At 50.0% G+C, this 15,827-nt stretch carries 21 protein-coding genes; 20 read left to right on the top strand and 1 reads right to left on the bottom strand.

Features of this window, described 5'->3' with window-relative positions; genetic code table 11:
* The first annotated feature begins 329 nt into the window (after positions 1-329).
* The 19 genes from NP589_RS12630 to NP589_RS12720 all read left to right on the top strand — a co-directional run bounded on the left by NP589_RS12630 (position 330) and on the right by NP589_RS12720 (position 13,435).
* A complete protein-coding gene (locus NP589_RS12630; RefSeq protein WP_256607316.1) occupies positions 330-569 on the top strand; it encodes an AbrB/MazE/SpoVT family DNA-binding domain-containing protein in 240 nt (79 codons plus the stop codon).
* Complete coding sequence (locus tag NP589_RS12635) at positions 557-871, top strand: type II toxin-antitoxin system PemK/MazF family toxin (protein WP_256607317.1); 315 nt, start codon at positions 557-559, stop codon at positions 869-871. Before NP589_RS12630 ends, NP589_RS12635 begins: the two co-directional genes overlap by 13 nt.
* Positions 872-974: 103 nt before the next feature.
* On the top strand, positions 975-1,223 hold the full coding sequence (locus NP589_RS12640) for a hypothetical protein (protein WP_256607318.1): 249 nt from the start codon (positions 975-977) through the stop codon (positions 1,221-1,223).
* The gene (locus tag NP589_RS12645; RefSeq protein ID WP_256607319.1) at positions 1,224-2,555 is read left to right on the top strand and encodes a restriction endonuclease subunit S; all 1,332 of its coding nucleotides are present in this window, start codon (positions 1,224-1,226) and stop codon (positions 2,553-2,555) included. It abuts the gene before it with no gap.
* Positions 2,556-2,564: 9 nt separating this feature from the next.
* Positions 2,565-2,795, top strand: coding sequence for a hypothetical protein (locus NP589_RS12650; RefSeq protein WP_256607320.1), 231 nt, complete (start codon positions 2,565-2,567; stop codon positions 2,793-2,795).
* Positions 2,792-3,178 (top strand): type II toxin-antitoxin system VapC family toxin, encoded by a 387-nt coding sequence (locus NP589_RS12655; protein WP_256607321.1) that lies wholly within the window; start codon positions 2,792-2,794, stop codon positions 3,176-3,178. Before NP589_RS12650 ends, NP589_RS12655 begins: the two co-directional genes overlap by 4 nt.
* Before the next feature lie 15 nt (positions 3,179-3,193).
* Positions 3,194-3,397, top strand: coding sequence for a hypothetical protein (locus tag NP589_RS12660; protein ID WP_256607322.1), 204 nt, complete (start codon positions 3,194-3,196; stop codon positions 3,395-3,397).
* Between the two features lie 70 nt (positions 3,398-3,467).
* Positions 3,468-3,698, top strand: coding sequence for a DUF2281 domain-containing protein (locus NP589_RS12665; protein WP_256607323.1), 231 nt, complete (start codon positions 3,468-3,470; stop codon positions 3,696-3,698).
* 87 nt (positions 3,699-3,785) lie between these two features.
* A complete protein-coding gene (locus tag NP589_RS12670; protein ID WP_256607324.1) occupies positions 3,786-5,003 on the top strand; it encodes a type II secretion system F family protein in 1,218 nt (405 codons plus the stop codon).
* 58 nt (positions 5,004-5,061) lie between these two features.
* A complete protein-coding gene (gene gspG / locus NP589_RS12675; RefSeq protein ID WP_256607325.1) occupies positions 5,062-5,487 on the top strand; it encodes a type II secretion system major pseudopilin GspG in 426 nt (141 codons plus the stop codon).
* Positions 5,488-5,955: a GspH/FimT family pseudopilin gene (locus NP589_RS12680; RefSeq protein WP_256607326.1), complete on the top strand. Its 468-nt coding sequence runs from the start codon at positions 5,488-5,490 to the stop codon at positions 5,953-5,955.
* Entirely contained in the window at positions 5,942-6,361 is a 420-nt protein-coding gene (locus NP589_RS12685; protein ID WP_256607327.1) for a type IV pilus modification PilV family protein, read from the top strand. The genes NP589_RS12680 and NP589_RS12685 overlap by 14 nt, the downstream gene beginning before the upstream one ends.
* Positions 6,361-7,071 (top strand): prepilin-type N-terminal cleavage/methylation domain-containing protein, encoded by a 711-nt coding sequence (locus NP589_RS12690; RefSeq protein WP_256607328.1) that lies wholly within the window; start codon positions 6,361-6,363, stop codon positions 7,069-7,071. Before NP589_RS12685 ends, NP589_RS12690 begins: the two co-directional genes overlap by 1 nt.
* On the top strand, positions 7,064-8,044 hold the full coding sequence (locus tag NP589_RS12695; RefSeq protein WP_256607329.1) for a type II secretion system minor pseudopilin: 981 nt from the start codon (positions 7,064-7,066) through the stop codon (positions 8,042-8,044). Before NP589_RS12690 ends, NP589_RS12695 begins: the two co-directional genes overlap by 8 nt.
* Positions 8,022-9,194, top strand: coding sequence for a PilN domain-containing protein (locus NP589_RS12700; RefSeq protein ID WP_256607330.1), 1,173 nt, complete (start codon positions 8,022-8,024; stop codon positions 9,192-9,194). Before NP589_RS12695 ends, NP589_RS12700 begins: the two co-directional genes overlap by 23 nt.
* On the top strand, positions 9,191-9,769 hold the full coding sequence (gene gspM / locus NP589_RS12705) for a type II secretion system protein GspM (protein ID WP_256607331.1): 579 nt from the start codon (positions 9,191-9,193) through the stop codon (positions 9,767-9,769). Before NP589_RS12700 ends, gspM begins: the two co-directional genes overlap by 4 nt.
* The gene (locus NP589_RS12710) at positions 9,766-10,383 is read left to right on the top strand and encodes a hypothetical protein (RefSeq protein WP_256607332.1); all 618 of its coding nucleotides are present in this window, start codon (positions 9,766-9,768) and stop codon (positions 10,381-10,383) included. The genes gspM and NP589_RS12710 overlap by 4 nt, the downstream gene beginning before the upstream one ends.
* Positions 10,373-12,643 (top strand): type II secretion system secretin GspD, encoded by a 2,271-nt coding sequence (gspD, locus tag NP589_RS12715; protein ID WP_256607333.1) that lies wholly within the window; start codon positions 10,373-10,375, stop codon positions 12,641-12,643. Before NP589_RS12710 ends, gspD begins: the two co-directional genes overlap by 11 nt.
* Positions 12,644-12,688: 45 nt before the next feature.
* Positions 12,689-13,435, top strand: a complete 747-nt coding sequence (locus NP589_RS12720) for an MgtC/SapB family protein (RefSeq protein ID WP_256607334.1) — start codon at positions 12,689-12,691, stop codon at positions 13,433-13,435.
* A gap of 70 nt (positions 13,436-13,505) precedes the next feature.
* Here NP589_RS12720 and NP589_RS12725 read toward each other — a convergent pair whose 3' ends face one another.
* Positions 13,506-13,718 carry a hypothetical protein gene (locus NP589_RS12725; RefSeq protein WP_026601140.1) on the bottom strand — a complete coding sequence of 71 codons (213 nt, stop codon included), beginning with the start codon at positions 13,716-13,718 and terminating at the stop codon, positions 13,506-13,508.
* Between the two features lie 534 nt (positions 13,719-14,252).
* On the opposite strand from NP589_RS12725, the gene NP589_RS12730 reads away from it, so the two are divergent.
* Entirely contained in the window at positions 14,253-15,476 is a 1,224-nt protein-coding gene (locus tag NP589_RS12730) for a glycosyltransferase (RefSeq protein WP_256607335.1), read from the top strand.
* The last annotated feature ends 351 nt before the right edge of the window (positions 15,477-15,827 follow it).

Raw genomic sequence — 15,827 nt, forward strand, 5'->3', positions numbered from 1 at the left:
GCTATCGATGCACTCTGCTCCGCCCGGTTGAATCCTGAGTGGGGTTGTTTGGAATTCAACGGCGGATTGGTCGATATCGAACCTAAAACCCTCTACAAATTCGCCTGCACGGAACAGTTTGAGCGGGCTGCTTGACTTTAGGACTTAGCGGAACTACCGAAGAAAAGGGTGAGCAACGCTTTTCTGCCCGCCGATTTGGGCTGTGGCTGTGGCTGTAGCTTTGGTTCCGCGTTGGCACAAAATCGTGCCCACCCTTGACTGACCGTTATGCGCTTGCTTGACCAGGAAGATAGTTATAACATTGTTATTATTCTTATCAGGAGCGTCCCATGCGCACCAACATCCGAAAAGTAGGCAACTCACGCGGCGTCATTATTCCCGCTGCCCTGCTGGCGGCTTGTGAACTCAGCGACGAAGTGGAACTTACGGTGCAAGGTAAAACCCTTATCATCGAAGCACTGAGAACTCCACGCCAAAACTGGTTTACCGCCTTCAAGCCCGAGCAAGCGGACGACGATGTTTGGTCCGAGCTACCCCCAGACGAAGACGATGAAGAATGGAGCTGGTAAAGCGCGGCGAAGTGTATTGGGTTAATCTTGATCCCACTATCGGTACAGAGATTAAGAAAACTCGCCCGGCCTTAATCGTTTCCCCCGACGACATGAATGCCGTCCTGCCGCGCGTGATCATCGCACCCTTGACCAGTAAGGGCCAAGCCCTGGGATGTCGGCCGGAAGTAGTATTTGACGGCAAACCCGGAAGAATTTTGCTGGATCAAATTCGCAGCGTCGACAAGCGGCGCTTGGGGACCAAGATGGGCAAAATTGAAACTCAGGTATGGCATGCATGTTTGTTGGAAATGCTGTCGTAACACTGATCAAAAATCGTAGCTTGGGTTAGGCCGACATGTTGGGTTACGCCTATCGGCTAACCCAACCTACAATGGATTGCAAAAAACTTAACCAGCCAATGTCATGACCTCCACCCACCACAGCGACCTGCTGTCGCAGCTCAACGGATTGAACGAACAGCAATTGCGCCGCTTGCTGGTCGAGCATCTCACCAAGCAAAAACTCGGGCTGTACTGGGAAGCCAACGCCATCGAGCGCGATGCGGCGCTGAATGCCAATCTTTTACCTGTGCAACTGTTCCATTTTCGCACTTTGCGGCAACTCTCAGGTAATCTGAAGCTGATCGGCCTTTCAATAGGGGAAAGTGAGTAAATGATTAACCAGGATAACCTTACGCAACTGTTAATACAGCTCGGTTTCAAATCGCAAGGGCACACGTATAACGAAGGCATCAAGCTGGACAAGGACGCCGACGGCCATCATCTAACGATGCTGTATGACGAAACCTGGCGGGATAATCCGGAGAAGTTAAACCCCTATATTGCGGCTAATTTTGAAGCCGGCTTAGGCACGATTCCGACCGAATTAGCGGAGTTGGCAACGCCGATTCAATTGATTGATATACTCGATTTTTCGCGGGTGAATTTTGAAAAGCAGTTGTCGCTGGTGGTTAAAAAATCGCTAGAAATTACAAGCAAATGGCCGATAGTTAAGCTCGGATCGGTTTGTACATTTGAATACGGCAAACCACTCCCCGAGGAAAAAAGAGTTCAAGGCATTTACCCGGTCATGGGATCGAACGGACGAATTGGTTTTCATAACGAATTTATTGTCAGCGGCCCCGCAATTATTGTTGGCCGTAAAGGTTCGGCAGGTGAGGTAATTTGGGAGGAAAATAGCTGCTACCCCATTGATACAACTTTTTATATTCAGCTTAAAAACAAAGATATAACTCTTAAATATCTGTATTTAGCATTAGGTTTGTTAAACCTTAATAAAATTCGTTCTGGAACAGGAGTGCCTGGACTGAATAGGAACGATGCTTATCAAAAAGATGTTCCTCTGCCCACTTCTGATATTCAGCAAAAAATTGTCGCCGAATGCGAAGCGATTGATCAAGACGTTAATGCTGCGCAGCAAAAAATCCAAAACTCGAATGATCAAATTGAACAGTTGATTAGAGTCACTTCCGATAGTGTTAATACAAAGAAACTCAGCGAAATTTGTAGAATGCAGGCGGGTAAATTTGTATCCGCCTCCGATATTGCAGAAGAAAAGTCCGATGGCTTATATCCCTGCTTTGGTGGCAACGGTTTACGCGGTTATACCAAAACCTTTACCCATGAAGGCATACTCCCATTAATCGGTCGCCAAGGCGCATTATGTGGCAACATCAATATGGCAACGGGTCAATTTCACGCCACGGAACACGCGGTAGTCGTAGCGCCCAATGCCGACATTGATGTCCATTGGCTTTATTACCAACTCAAAGCATTAAATCTAAATCAATACGCAACCGGAGTCGCTCAACCAGGGTTATCCGTCAAAAATATTTTGACTGTCACCACACCAGTGCCTCCATTGCCGGAACAACAACGCCTAGTCGCCGAAATCGAAAAACTCGAACAAACCATCGCCACCGCGCAAGCTATAATCACCGCCGCTCCAGCGCAAAAACAGGCGATCATGCAGAAGTATTTATAGGAGAAAGTCATGCAAGCCATAGAATTATCCGCCGAGATCGATCAAAACCGGCAAATACATTTGCAATTGCCGCAATCCATTAATGCGAAAATGGCAAAAGTCATTGTTATGTATGAAGCCGAGTCTCCCGGTATCGGTGCTAAACCGAGAGTTTTTGGCGAGCATCGAGGTTTAATTGAAATGAGCGATGATTTTAATGACCCTTTACCGGATAGTTTTTGGCTGGGCGAAGACACATGAAATTTTTATTGGATACTCATGTTTTTATTTGGCTGGACAGCGAGCCGGAAAAGTTAGGCATGACGGCTTTAACTATTTGCCAGAATCACAATAACGATTTGTATTTGAGCATGGCAAGTGTATGGGAAATGCAAATCAAACAACAGTTAGGCAAGTTAAAACTCAAATTACCATTGAATCAGCTGATTGATGAGCAATGCGTGAATAATGGACTCAGGATTTTACCCATGGAGACCCGGCATATATATGCGCTGAACGACTTGCCATTTCATCATAAAGACCCTTTCGACCGATTGATTTTGACTCAGGCAAGATTGGAAAAAATTTCTCTTATCACCGCAGACAAAGCTTTCAGCCATTATGATGTCGATTTGATTTGGTGATGATAAGGTGGTCGAATGAAAGACGAGTATGATTTTTCCAATGCCGAGCAAGGTAAGTTTTATATGCCCGTGGAAGACATTCAAATACCTATCTATTTGGATAAGGACATCGTGAGCTATCTTTCGGAAAAATGCCAAGCAAACCCGGAAGGCCTGCAAACACTGGTAAATGATCTGCTAAGAAAAGATATTGAAATTGCCAGACGTGTTGCCTTGTAGGTAAGAGATTTTCTCGAAAATCGGATAAATAGCGATTTAAAAAGATCATTACCCAACTCAAGGAGGCATTATGTATACCGCAATTAAAGGTACATATGAAAACGGCCAGGTGATATTTGAAGAAACGCCGCCAACGAATAAGAATATGAAGGTGTTGATCATTTTTCTTGAAGAAGCCGAAGCCCCGTTAACGCAGAGGCAACCAGGCAATTTGAATCGTTTGGGTTCGTTGCAAGGAAATGGCTACAGTATTCCGGATGACTTTAATGATCCGTTGGACGATTTAAAGGAATACATGTAGCGAGAATATGTCGATTATTTCCGCCGACGAAAACTTTGCTTTATACCAACCGCAAATCCAGCTAATCGCCAATCGTTAAATCATTCCATGCCTTTATATTCCTACAAAGCCGTCAATAATCAAGGCATCGCCGAGGAAGGTGTGCGTAATGCGGCCAACGAACAGGCCTTGCTGCTGGAACTGCAAAATCAGGGTTTGATTCCAATCCGCATCGAGCTGGCAAAGGACAAAACCTTCCTGGGGTTCAAACTAAAGTCGGCCACCGTCAAACTGTCGCAAAAAGAAATCGGCATGCTGACCGGCGAATTGGCGACCTTGCTGGAATCGGGTTTGCCGCTGGACCGCTCGTTGACCATTCTGATGCAGTTGACCGAAGAAAACCCGAAACTGAATAAACTGGTCGGCGAAGTTCTGGAAAAGGTCAAAGCGGGCAAGGCGCTGGCCGATGCCCTGGAAAGCCAGAGCGGGGTATTTTCCAAGTTTTATCTGAACATGATCCGCGCCGGGGAAATGGGCGGCAATCTCGGCGGCGTATTGATGCGTTTATCCGAGTATATGGAGCGGTCGCAAGAACTGAAAGATACGGTCAGCACCGCGCTGATTTATCCGGCTATCTTGTTGGTGATGTCGCTGGCCTCGCTGTTCGTCATGCTGACCTTCGTGGTACCGCAATTTAAGGAAATGTTCGATAGCGCCGGCCAGGCCTTGCCGGTGCCGACTCAGATCGTAATCGGCCTGGCCGAGTTTCTGCAAAGTTATTGGTGGGTGCTACTGACTGTTATTCTTGGCAGTGTACAAATTATAAAATCGCAGTTGGCCGATCCAGCCGGCAAGAAAGCCTGGGACGGCCGGCTGTTGAAATTTCCACTGTTCGGCGACATCATCCTGACCCTGGAAATAGCAAATTTCAGCCGTACCTTCGGCACTTTATTGGGCAACGGCGTGTCGATTTTAAAATCGCTGGGCATCGTTCGGGAAACTGTCGGCAACATGGTTTTGGCCGATCTATTGGAAAATGCCGAAGCGCAGCTCAAGCAAGGCCGGACGATGTCCGATGCACTAGCCCAGCAAAACCTGTTTCCCAAACTGGCGGTGCAAATGATTAAAATGGGGGAAGAAACCGGCAAGTTGGAGGAAATGCTGATGCGGGTAGCCACCATTTACGACAAGCAGCTGAAGACCACCATCCAGCGGATGCTGGCGCTGCTGGAACCGGCTTTGATTATTTCGTTAGGCTTGATGATAGGCGGCATCATCGTTTCCATTTTATTGGCTATTTTGAGCGTTAACGATTTGGCTGTTTAGGCCTACGGACGAATAAATTCACCCGTACCATCCAATTTTAATAGAAGGAGTTTTGCAAATGAAACACATGTTACGCCGCCACGGCGGCTTTACCTTGCTGGAACTGTTGGTGGTGTTGGGCATTATCGCCATGTTGGCCGGGATTGTCGGACCGCAGGTGATGAAACACATGGGCGCCTCCAAAACCAAGGCCGCCAGGGTACAAATCGAGGATCTGGCGGCATCGCTGGACATGTACAAACTCGACGAAGGCCGCTATCCCACGGCGCAGCAAGGTTTGGCTGCATTAGTGGAAAGACCCGCCGACGCCAAGCGCTGGAATGGGCCCTATTTGCGCAAGGACAAGATCCCGCAAGACCCTTGGAATCAGGATTATCACTATGTCTTCCCCGGCCAGCACGGTAAGTTCGATTTGTTCAGCTATGGCGCCGATGAAAAAGAAGGCGGCGAAGGCGAAGATCAGGACATCAACAGCTGGGAATAAATGACCGCCCTGCCCGCCCATAAACGCATGCAAGGCTTCACGTTAATCGAGCTTATTATCGTGCTGCTGATTAGCGTGCTGGGTTTTGCGGTAATCGGCAGCAATATCGGCTCCGGCAATCGCAGCACCAAGCTGCAAGCCGTCGCCCGGGATATGGCATCGGCCCTACGTTACGCTCACGGCCAGGCCTTGATGACGCAAAAGCCGGTCAGCGTGGCAATCGATTTGCAAGACAATAGCTACAGCATCAGCAATCGCGACAAGACCTATCCGTTTGCCGAAGACATCGACGTGTCGCTGGTGGTTGCGGAGGAAGAGTTTAGCGAAGGCGAACAAGGCGCTATTCGGTTCTTCGGCGACGGTTCCTCCACCGGCGGCAGAATCACGCTGGAATGGGGCAATCAATTACGCCGCATCGACGTGAACTGGATTACCGGCCAGGTCAGTATTTCCGATGCAGCGGCATAAAGGCTTTTCCCTGCTGGAAATTCTGGTGGCCTTTTCCATCATGGCGATTGCGCTGACCGTGCTGCTGCGCATCTTCGGCACCGGCGTTAACAACGCGGTTATTTCCGAGGAATACACTATCGCGGTGCAAATCGCCGAATCGCTGATGGCTCGCACCGGTGTGGAAACCGAGCTGACAGCCGGCGAAAGCCAGGGTACGGAAGGCGATAAATACGACTGGCAGATCATCATCAGCCCTTCGGCGCAAGCGCCGGCGCGTCCCAGCCTGAGAGACACGAACCCGGATCTGCAACAGTCAGCGCCGGAGCTGATGTCAGTGCGGGTGGTGGTTGCCTGGGGCGAGGCAGATCAACCGCGTTCCGTGGAATTGCATACGTTAAAGCTACAGCAACAAGGTCCGGGCTAGTGCTGAACCGTTCGCCCGTAAAAGGATTTACGCTGATCGAAATGCTGATTGCCATCAGCCTGCTGGGCATTATGGTGGTCTTGCTATTCGCCAGTTTGCGGATTGCCGCGGAAAGCTGGAACAGCGGCGAAGCCAAAATCAGCGAAGTAAATAAAAAAGCCGTGGTTTACCAGTTCTTCAAACGGCATTTGAGCAATACCAAACCCTTCCCTGTCATCCAGGAAAACCAGCCGCAAAGCAATCAACAACAGGAACTGCAAGAGACGCCGAAACTGGCTTTCGAAGGCTTGCCGCAAAGCATCAGTTTTGTCTCTGCCCTGCCGGCCGCGTCGGCGCGCAAGGGCTTGCAGGTATTTCATGTCGGCCTGGACCCGCGACAACCGTCGACACTCAAAGTAGCGTTAACCCCCTACCGGCAAACCGAATCGACACCGGCCGACGCCGAACCGGTCGTGTTATTGGAAAATTTACGGCATCTCAAAATCAGCTACTTCGGCTCCTCAACTGACAACGGTGACGGTACCAGCGGTTGGCTGGACGAATGGCAGGGACAAGCAACCGGTCAGTTACCCAAACTCGTAAAAATCAGCATCGCGCTAAACGACGACAGTTTTTGGCCGGACATGATATTTGCATTAAAAATCAACGGTCAACCGAATGCAGAAGCGCTGCTCGGCGAACAAAACCAACCCGGCATTGCCAATGACTAGCATGCCTCGCGCACAGACAGTCACTCGGCAACGCGGTCTGGCGCTGGTGATCGTGATTTGGATCTTAACGCTGCTGAGCCTGATGGCCGGCAGTTTTGCACTGAGTATGCGCCGGGAAAGCAGCGTCGCCGGCGCACTGAAAAACAATGCCCAAGCGCAGGCCCTGGCGGAAACCGGTTTAAGCATTGCCCAGTTCATGTTGCAACAAGCCGATCCCGACCAACGCTGGCACGCGGATGGCAGCGTCTATCGGATACCGGGCAACGATAGCGAAATTCGTATCAGAATCCTCGCCGAATCCGGCAAAGTCGATATCAACGCCGCCGAGGAACCCTTGCTAAAGGCCTTGATTCATTCGGTAAGCGACGATGAAAAACTACAGCAGAACTTACTGGACGCCCTGCTGGATTGGCGGGATGCCGACGATGAACCGCGACCGCAAGGCGCCGAAAAAAAACAATATCGGCAGGCTGGACTGGCTTATCAGCCCAGCAATCAGCCTTTTCAATCCCTGGAAGAATTGCAATTGGTGCTGGGTTTTAATGCCGACATTTTCGAGCAGCTGCAACCGTGGATTACCATTTATTCCGGACAAGCGGAATTAAATACGCGGCTCGCTCCGCCGGAGTTGCTGCAAATGGTTGGTGACAGCCTCAAGGAACAGAATATCCATGATGTATACTTGGACAAACGTTTGTCTGAATCGGCTACTGCGGATGATAACAATACCGAGCAGATCGATCCGGCATTGGCGGATGAAGAGCAAACGTATACTATTATGGTGCAAACCCTGTTGGAAGATCAGGCGACGGCCGCTATCGAAGCAGTGGTAAGAATCCAGAACCAAGACCCCAGCCAAGCGCCCTACCAAATCCTGGATTGGAAACAAGGTCAGCAAGTATTGGCCTTATTCGACTCGGCAAAGGAATCCCAGCTAATTACCGTTCAAGATGAATTTACAAACGAGCATTGATTTCGATCTGAAACGTTTCTTCCAGTGGTGGGGACGGGAATTGGCGTTTTTGGTACCGAATCGTCTCAGATCCTTGCTGACAGACAGCAGCGGTGCACTTGTATTCAGCGCCGCCGACGCTGATTTTCAAATCAATTTTTACCGCGAGGCCGAACAGCGAACCCCCATGACCTGGCGGTTGGACAGTAACATCGCAGATAGCTATCAAACTTTAAAAGCCCAAAATCCGGACTTTGAAAAAGCCGAATGTATCTTGCGCCTGGACCCTACACAGGCACTAAAAAAGATCGTCTATTTACCCTCTGCCGCGCAAGAAAATCTGCAACAAGTCGTCGGCTTTGAATTAGACCGTTATACGCCGTTCAAGGCCGAGCAGGTCTATTTTGCCGCAATCCCGCTCGGCAAAACCGAGCATGGTCAAATTGAAGTATTGCTGGTATTTACGCCCAAATCCTTGCTGGATGAGCAACTAGGCAAACTCCAGGCTTTAGGGATACAGCCGGTGCGCGTGGATTATTGCCACGCCAGCACCGTCTGCCCTACCGATGCGCCTGCCTACAATTTACTCCCGGAACGCTACCGGCCGCGCGGCAACGCCTTAGCCCAAGCCATGCACTGGCTGCTGAACGGCTTGCTGTTACTGTTGTTTCTGGCGGTATTGATCTGGCCGGTGTGGCAGGAAGGCCAAGCCGTCGACGTATTGAAAAATCACATAAAAACGCTGGAAAAAGAAACTCGGGTGATTGAAGAACAACAGCATGAAATCGATGCCTTACGCCAGCAAACCCAGCGTTTGATAGACATTAAAACCCAGTCTCCCGCCTTGGTAGCGGTATTGAACGAGCTTAGCACGCTGTTAAAAGACGACAGCTGGTTGACGCATTTTCAATTTGCGGACAAACGGCTGCAAATCCAGGGTCAATCGCCGGCCGCTTCTTCCTTAATCGGTTTATTGGAAAGTTCCGGATTTTTCAGTAATGTCAGTTTCGTCTCGCCATTGACCCAGGATAAAGCCACCGGGCGAGAGCGCTTTCAAATTAGTATGGATGTTAGTCCGCCACCGGCAGAGCCCGGTTCGGATACCGATGCGACGACCGCTAGCGACCCCGACCCATCTGAACCTGCGGCAAACGGAGAATCCGAGCAATGAATGACGCGCGTTATCAACGCTGGCTGGCGCTATCACTGCTGGGGTTTGTGTTATTTACCGTGATATTTCTGGTATTGTTGCCTTTATTCAGCAGTTGGCTGGATTATCGCGAGCAAAAAAACGACCTGCTATTTCGTTTGCAACGTCAACAAGCTATTGTCGCCCGCCGCGACAGCGTTGCACAAAACCTGGAATCATTGAATCAGCAATACCAACAGCAAGGCTATCTGAGCGACAGCGATACTGAAGCGCTGGCCTCGGCGGAGCTGCAAAACATCGTCAAAACCGCGGTAACGGAAGCCGGCGGCCAACTGACCAGCACGCAAGGTTTACCGGGTAAGGCCGAAGAGGATTTTGTCCGCATCGCCGTCAAAGTGCGGATGAGCGGCAGCATCGAAGCATTGCGCGCGGTATTGCACAGCCTGGATACCAATATGCCCTTGTTGCTGGTCGATCAATTGGACATTTCGCCGGTACGCGGCGCGCGCAATCGCAGCACTAACAAAATGGACCCCAGTTCGCAGTTGAATGTCAGTTTTGAAGTAATCAGTTTTATGCGAGCCAAAACCTCATGAATCAAAAGCTGATCAGATTGCAATTAGTGGGTTGCGGCGCGCTTAGCCTGCTGTTGGCGGCGGAATGGACTTATAGTCAATTTACCTTAAAGCAATTGCAAATGCTGCTTGAGCCGCGCCCGCAAACCGATTCCCCCGCCGAGCAACTGCCCAATATCGCCGATAGTAGCGGCTCTGCGGAAACGTACAGCGATATTGTCGATAGACCTTTGTTTGTCGAAGGCCGAAAGCCTATCGCCGAAACCAGTCCAACCGATAACTTGCAAACCCAAGATTCCGGACAAATCGACGATTGGGAATTAATCGGCGTTTACGACAAAGACAACAAGCCGACCGCCTTGTTCAGAAAACGCAACGAAGCCAAAAAGTTTTTAAAAATTACCGCAGAACAAAGCATATCCGGTTGGCTGTTGAAGCAAATACAGGCCGACCGTGTGCTGCTTCAGCAAGCCGGCCAGGAAAAATCGGTCGTGTTGAGAAAGCCGCGTGCGCAAGTCAAGCCTCCCGTGCCCGGCAAGCCGCCAGTACCACCCAGACTGCCGCAGCCCAACGCCGTTGCCAAACCTATAGAACCAGTACCCAATGAAAATCCCGAGAACATCAATGACAACTAAAAAAATCAACATTCCTCCAATGTTGGCGTTGGCGCTGTCCATGACCGGCTGCGAATTTATCGGCCCGCAATTGCATGAAAAACTGGCTATTGCCGATAGCAAACCGGCTCAAGAAGACACATTGTTGATTCCGGAACTGGCTAACGATGTCAATAAAAACGCCGAAAATAGAATCACCAAAGTCGAAATGTACCCTAGCGGCGAAGCGAGTATCGCCCCGCAAGCCAGCCACCATAGCGGCGGCAAAAGTAGCGGCAAGGGCGAATACAGTTTGAACTTCGATGACGCCGATCTGGGCGAAGTGGCTAAAGTGATACTCAGCGACATTCTGGGCCGGAACTACACCATCAGTCCGCAAGTGGTCGGCAAGGTCACCTTGCAAACCTCCAAACCGTTAAGCAAGGACGAACTGATCCCAACGCTGGATATGCTGCTGAGCTTGAATAATGCCGCACTGACCGAGCAAGGCGGCATGTATTTAATCAAGCCGTCCAACGAAGCCTTGTACAGCAGCTCGATCAGTTCTCTGTCCGGCGCCAAAATGCCCAATGGTTATCAAGTCAGGGTAATTCCGGTAAAAAATGTCGCGGCCTCGGAATTGGCGGACATATTGAAACCGCTGCTACCGGAAAAATCGTTGCTGCATGTCGATCCAAACCGCAATCTGATTTTGATCGCCGGTTCCGGCGCGGAAATCTCCAGGGCGCTGGATGTGGTCAATACCTTTGATGTGGACATATTGAAAGGCCGTTCCTTTGCGTTGTTTACCCCGGCTAACGTCAGCGCCGGCAAAATCATCGAAGAGCTGGAACAAATCTTCAACACTAAAAAATCCAAAGACGACGAAGCCAGCTTTTTCCGGTTTATCGAGATAGAAAGGCTTAACGCGGTATTAGCCGTCACCCATCAAGCCAATTATTTAAAGGATATTGAAAACTGGGTATTTCGGCTGGACCGGATCAACACGGCGGCAGCCGGCGGCGTGAATGTCTACCGGGCGCAACACGTCAGCGCTACGGATTTGGCCGATACCTTAAGCAATATTTTCGGTAGCGGCGGTTCCGGTAAATCCAGCAAGGCTTCTATCGCTTCCGGCCGCAAATCATTATCGGCCACCAATAAAAAGTCCGACAGTTCATCGAGTAGCAGTGCGGGCGGCGCAAATCGCCAGCAGGATTCGATGAGCGATAGAACGCTTAGCGACCGAACCAAAGACAAAAACAGCAGCGGTAGCGGCGCACTCGGCGGCAGCTTAAGCAGCAGCTCTAGCGGCAGCAATAACAACGACATGCCGAATGTGAAAATCATCGCCGATGAAGGCAATAACGCGCTGATTATTGTGGCGACCGCCCAGGAGTACGCGGTAATCGAACGCGTACTTAAACAACTGGATGTGCTGCCACTACAAGTAATGATCGATGCGACGATAGTGGAAGTGACGTTAAACGATGACTTGAAATACGGTTTGCAATGGTATTTCAGCCACAATAATGGCGGTACCAACCAGATAAACGGCGGCGGCAGCCAAGGCTTGGATGTGATCGATCTGACCAAGGAAACCGCAAAAGCCTTAACCACCGGCGGTTTTTCCTATGCGTTTTCCAGCGGCTCCAAGGATATTCAAGCCGTGTTGAACGCCAGCGCTAAAAACAATAACGTAAACGTCATATCGTCACCGTCCTTGATGGTATTGAACAATCAGGAAGCCACAATAAAAGTTGGCGATTCGGTGCCGATACGCTCCTCGGTTTCCAGTAATTTAAGCAGTAATAATACTAACAACGGCATTGTGCAGACCAGCTCGATCCAAATGATCGACACCGGTGTCAATTTATCGGTTAGACCCAGGGTTAATGCTGGGGGACTGGTGCTGATGGACATATTGCAAAGCGTGAATCAGGCTATCAAAACCACGACCAGCGACACCATCGACTCGCCCACCATTCAAAAAAGAGAGATAGAAAGCAGTGTTGCGGTACAAAGCGGCGAAACCATCGTCCTGGGCGGTTTGATCAAGGAAAACAACGACTATTTGCGCGACGGCGTGCCGCTGCTGCACGAGATTCCATTAATCGGGCCGCTCTTCGGCGGTACGACGCGTAACAAGGACAAAACCGAACTGGTGGTGCTGCTCACCCCACGCGTGATGAAAAGTCGCCAAGATGCTCGGGATATCACCGACGAATTCAAACGGAAACTATCGGGCATCTATTATCAAAAGCCTATCGAAATCAATGTTGACGTGGAAACGGTGCAATAGGCCCAAGCCTGTAGCGCTTATCCGCCCAAAACCGGACGGTAAAACATGAATCCAATCTCGCCGGACAGGCTGATTTCGTTTTGGTCGATTGCCCAATTGGAAGCCAGCGTCGTGATTCTGATGAATATCGTCGGTGCGCTGTTTTTGGGCATGGTAGTGGGCTATGAACGCTCCTATCACGGCCGGGCCGCCGGCATGCGTACCTATGGACTGGTGTGCATGGCTTCTGCGGCGGTAACGGTTATCGTCGGTTACCCGCAGTTCTGGTTTGGCGGCTTATTGCCGCTCACCGCTACCGCCGATCCCACTCGTGTCATTCAGGGCATCGTGACGGGTATCGGTTTCTTGGGTGCCGGCGTGATCATGAAGGAGGGTCTGAACATCAGCGGCCTGACCACCGCCGCGTCGATTTGGGCGTCTTCGGCCATCGGTATTTTATGCGGCGCCGGGTTTTATTTTGCGGCCATTGTGTTGGCTTTAATTGCGTCGGCAACCATGATATGGGGCGGACAAATCGAAGCGGCATTGCCTTCCCGTCATGCAGTGTCGGTAATTTTACGTTTTCAAACGGGTTATCGGCCCAATCAGGCCGACATTAACGATTTGGCAAATGCACTAGGGTATCGCCTGGCTGAAGGCTCAATTACGGTAATCAGCAACAATAAACACGAAGAGTGGCATCTGGTTTTTATTGCGACCGGTAATCATAAAATATCGATTCCTGCTATTGCTGAAAGCCTGGAACGCTGCGATTTTCTCAGCGGTTATCAAGTCGCCTTTGCGCGGAACTGAGCGTCAGGAAGCAGGAAATCAATGCGATGCCCTGCTTCCCTAGCCGATTTTCTTGGTCAAAATGTCCGGGTTATTCCAATACGTTTTTCACACACTGTCTGGCGAAAGTATTAATCGACAGCGTATCGCTTAAGTATTGATTGAATAAACCGTTAATATCAACCGGGTTGAGATAGACATAAACTCCGCAGCCGGTTAGTGCGATAAATTGCTGACTCAGCGTTTCAACGAACAGCGTGCGTGTGTTGCTGAGTTGTGTGATTTCGTTGCTTGAGGTTTTCATGACACCCACCTAATTTGCTGGTTAAACCCAACAACTAAGCAGCATGATCCAAGCCAATTCATTCAGCGATTACGCTTCAATACTCTTAACACAAACGGGAAACCGTCCAAGTACCTGAAAAATCCCACTATCTCTGCAACAAAAGGAATCCAGGCTTATTCCTTTCCTGAGTCAACGCTTGCAAGGGAACAACTTTTCCCAGGTAGCGGTGCATTGGAAACTGTGTGCTGACATGGCAATTTTGTCGCAAAAACTGCCAGACTTGTCACAGAACCGGCATTTTCAAAGAATATTCTGAGAAGGCAATATAGTTGCGTGCTGAAACTGCTAAGTCTAGACTTTTATTAAGAGCGAGGACTTAGCGGCAATTTTACGGCGAAAAAATCTTACGCAATTACAGAAGTAACAATCCAAAAATGGATTTAACCGGGCAATACGAGTTTCACAGGCCCTGATCTACGAAAGCTCACTGGGACTCCACTATTCAACGCAAAGAATTGCTTCTTGCAAAGATATAGATAAGGTAAAACTGACATGAGTCGTATCCTGTTTGCTTGGGAACTGGGCGGTAACCTAGGGCATATTACCCGCCAACTGCCGATAGCCCGGCAACTGCGGCAACAGGGACACCAAATCTTCTTTGTAGTCCGGGACACCGCCTTGGCTGCCCAACTGCTCACGCCAGACAGATTCGCCTACACTCAGGCACCCATTAACGTCGACAAGAAGCGGCTGCCCCATCCGGTCAATTACGCCGAAATCCTGATTGCGTCGGGCTATGCCGACCCGGCGGTTTTATTGGGTTTGGTGCAGGGCTGGCTCAGCTTAATCCAGCTGTTCAAAGCCGATCTCATGGTCGTAGACCACGCCCCCACTGCCCTGGTGACCGCCCGCCTGATCGGCTTGCCTGCCATCACTATCGGCACCGGTTTTGAAATACCGCCCGACCGTTTGCCATTGCCTTCTATTCGTCCGTGGGAAACCATCCCGACAGAACGGCTGTTACGAGCTGAACAATACGTCCTGGAACGGCTTAATGCCCTTTCGACCGTTTTAAAGGGCGGTGCTATCGAACGCATCACCGATGTATTCCAAGGCTCTCGCAAAGTATTGGCAACCTTTGCAGAATTAGACCATTACGGCGTACGTGAAGGCGAAAATTACCTTGGCCCCTTATTTACAGGTACCACAGGTCAGCCCGTTGACTGGCGCCTGACCGATCAACCGCATGTCTTCGCCTATTTACGGCCTGATACGCCGGGTTTTGACAACATGCTTAAAGCCCTATCAAAACTCTCGGCGGAGATCGTTGTGGTTGCGCCTGGGACCAAACCCGCTCACATTCAGGCATTTGCCAAACCTAACTTGCGCATCCTCACTCAACCCGTCCAAACCGAACAGCTTTTTAAATTGACAGACTGTGTCGTGACCACCGGCGGTACTGGTACCGTTAGCCAATGTCTGTTGGCCGGCATCCCGCTGTTGCTCGTTCCGCAAAATGTAGAGCAATTCCTAATGAGCCTGCGCGTCGAGGCCATAGGTGCCGGCATATCGATCAGGAATAATCGTCAGGAACAAGATTTCGCCGGACTAATGGAAGACTTGTTAAAAAAATCACGTTATCGGCAATCCGCACAAGCGTTTGCCCAACAGTACGCCGGCTACACGTCCAGTGGCACCATAGACAGTGTCATTCAGTTGATTGACAATACCTTAAAAACGCTGGCATGTAATGTCAACCCAATAGGCTCTCACTAAGCCAATATGCAGTTCAACTGCAGGTGCGCGTAGTTCTGAATTTCTTGCCAAAATAACCAGTGCTGTCCGGATGTTTTTCAAGCCCAAGTTCACTGGCTGCTGATTTTATAGCCTAGATAGTCATGCTCCGATCCTGGACATATTCAACGAATTGAATGTTCAGTGCTGAGGGATTCGAGTCGGTGAAACGTCTTACTTAGAATTCAACATGCCTAACGTTTGGGGTTACGACGGAAATGCCTAACCGAAAAAGCCCAACAAAAAAGCAAAGCCAATCACACAAGCGTGGTTCGTTAGGCCAAAAACCGTGACTTGTCTCAAAGATATTTTAAATAAATGGCCGCTGATTGG

It is taken from the genome of Methylomonas rosea (genome assembly GCF_024505055.1).
In the GTDB taxonomy this organism is placed as follows: Bacteria; Pseudomonadota; Gammaproteobacteria; order Methylococcales; family Methylomonadaceae; genus Methylomonas; species Methylomonas rosea.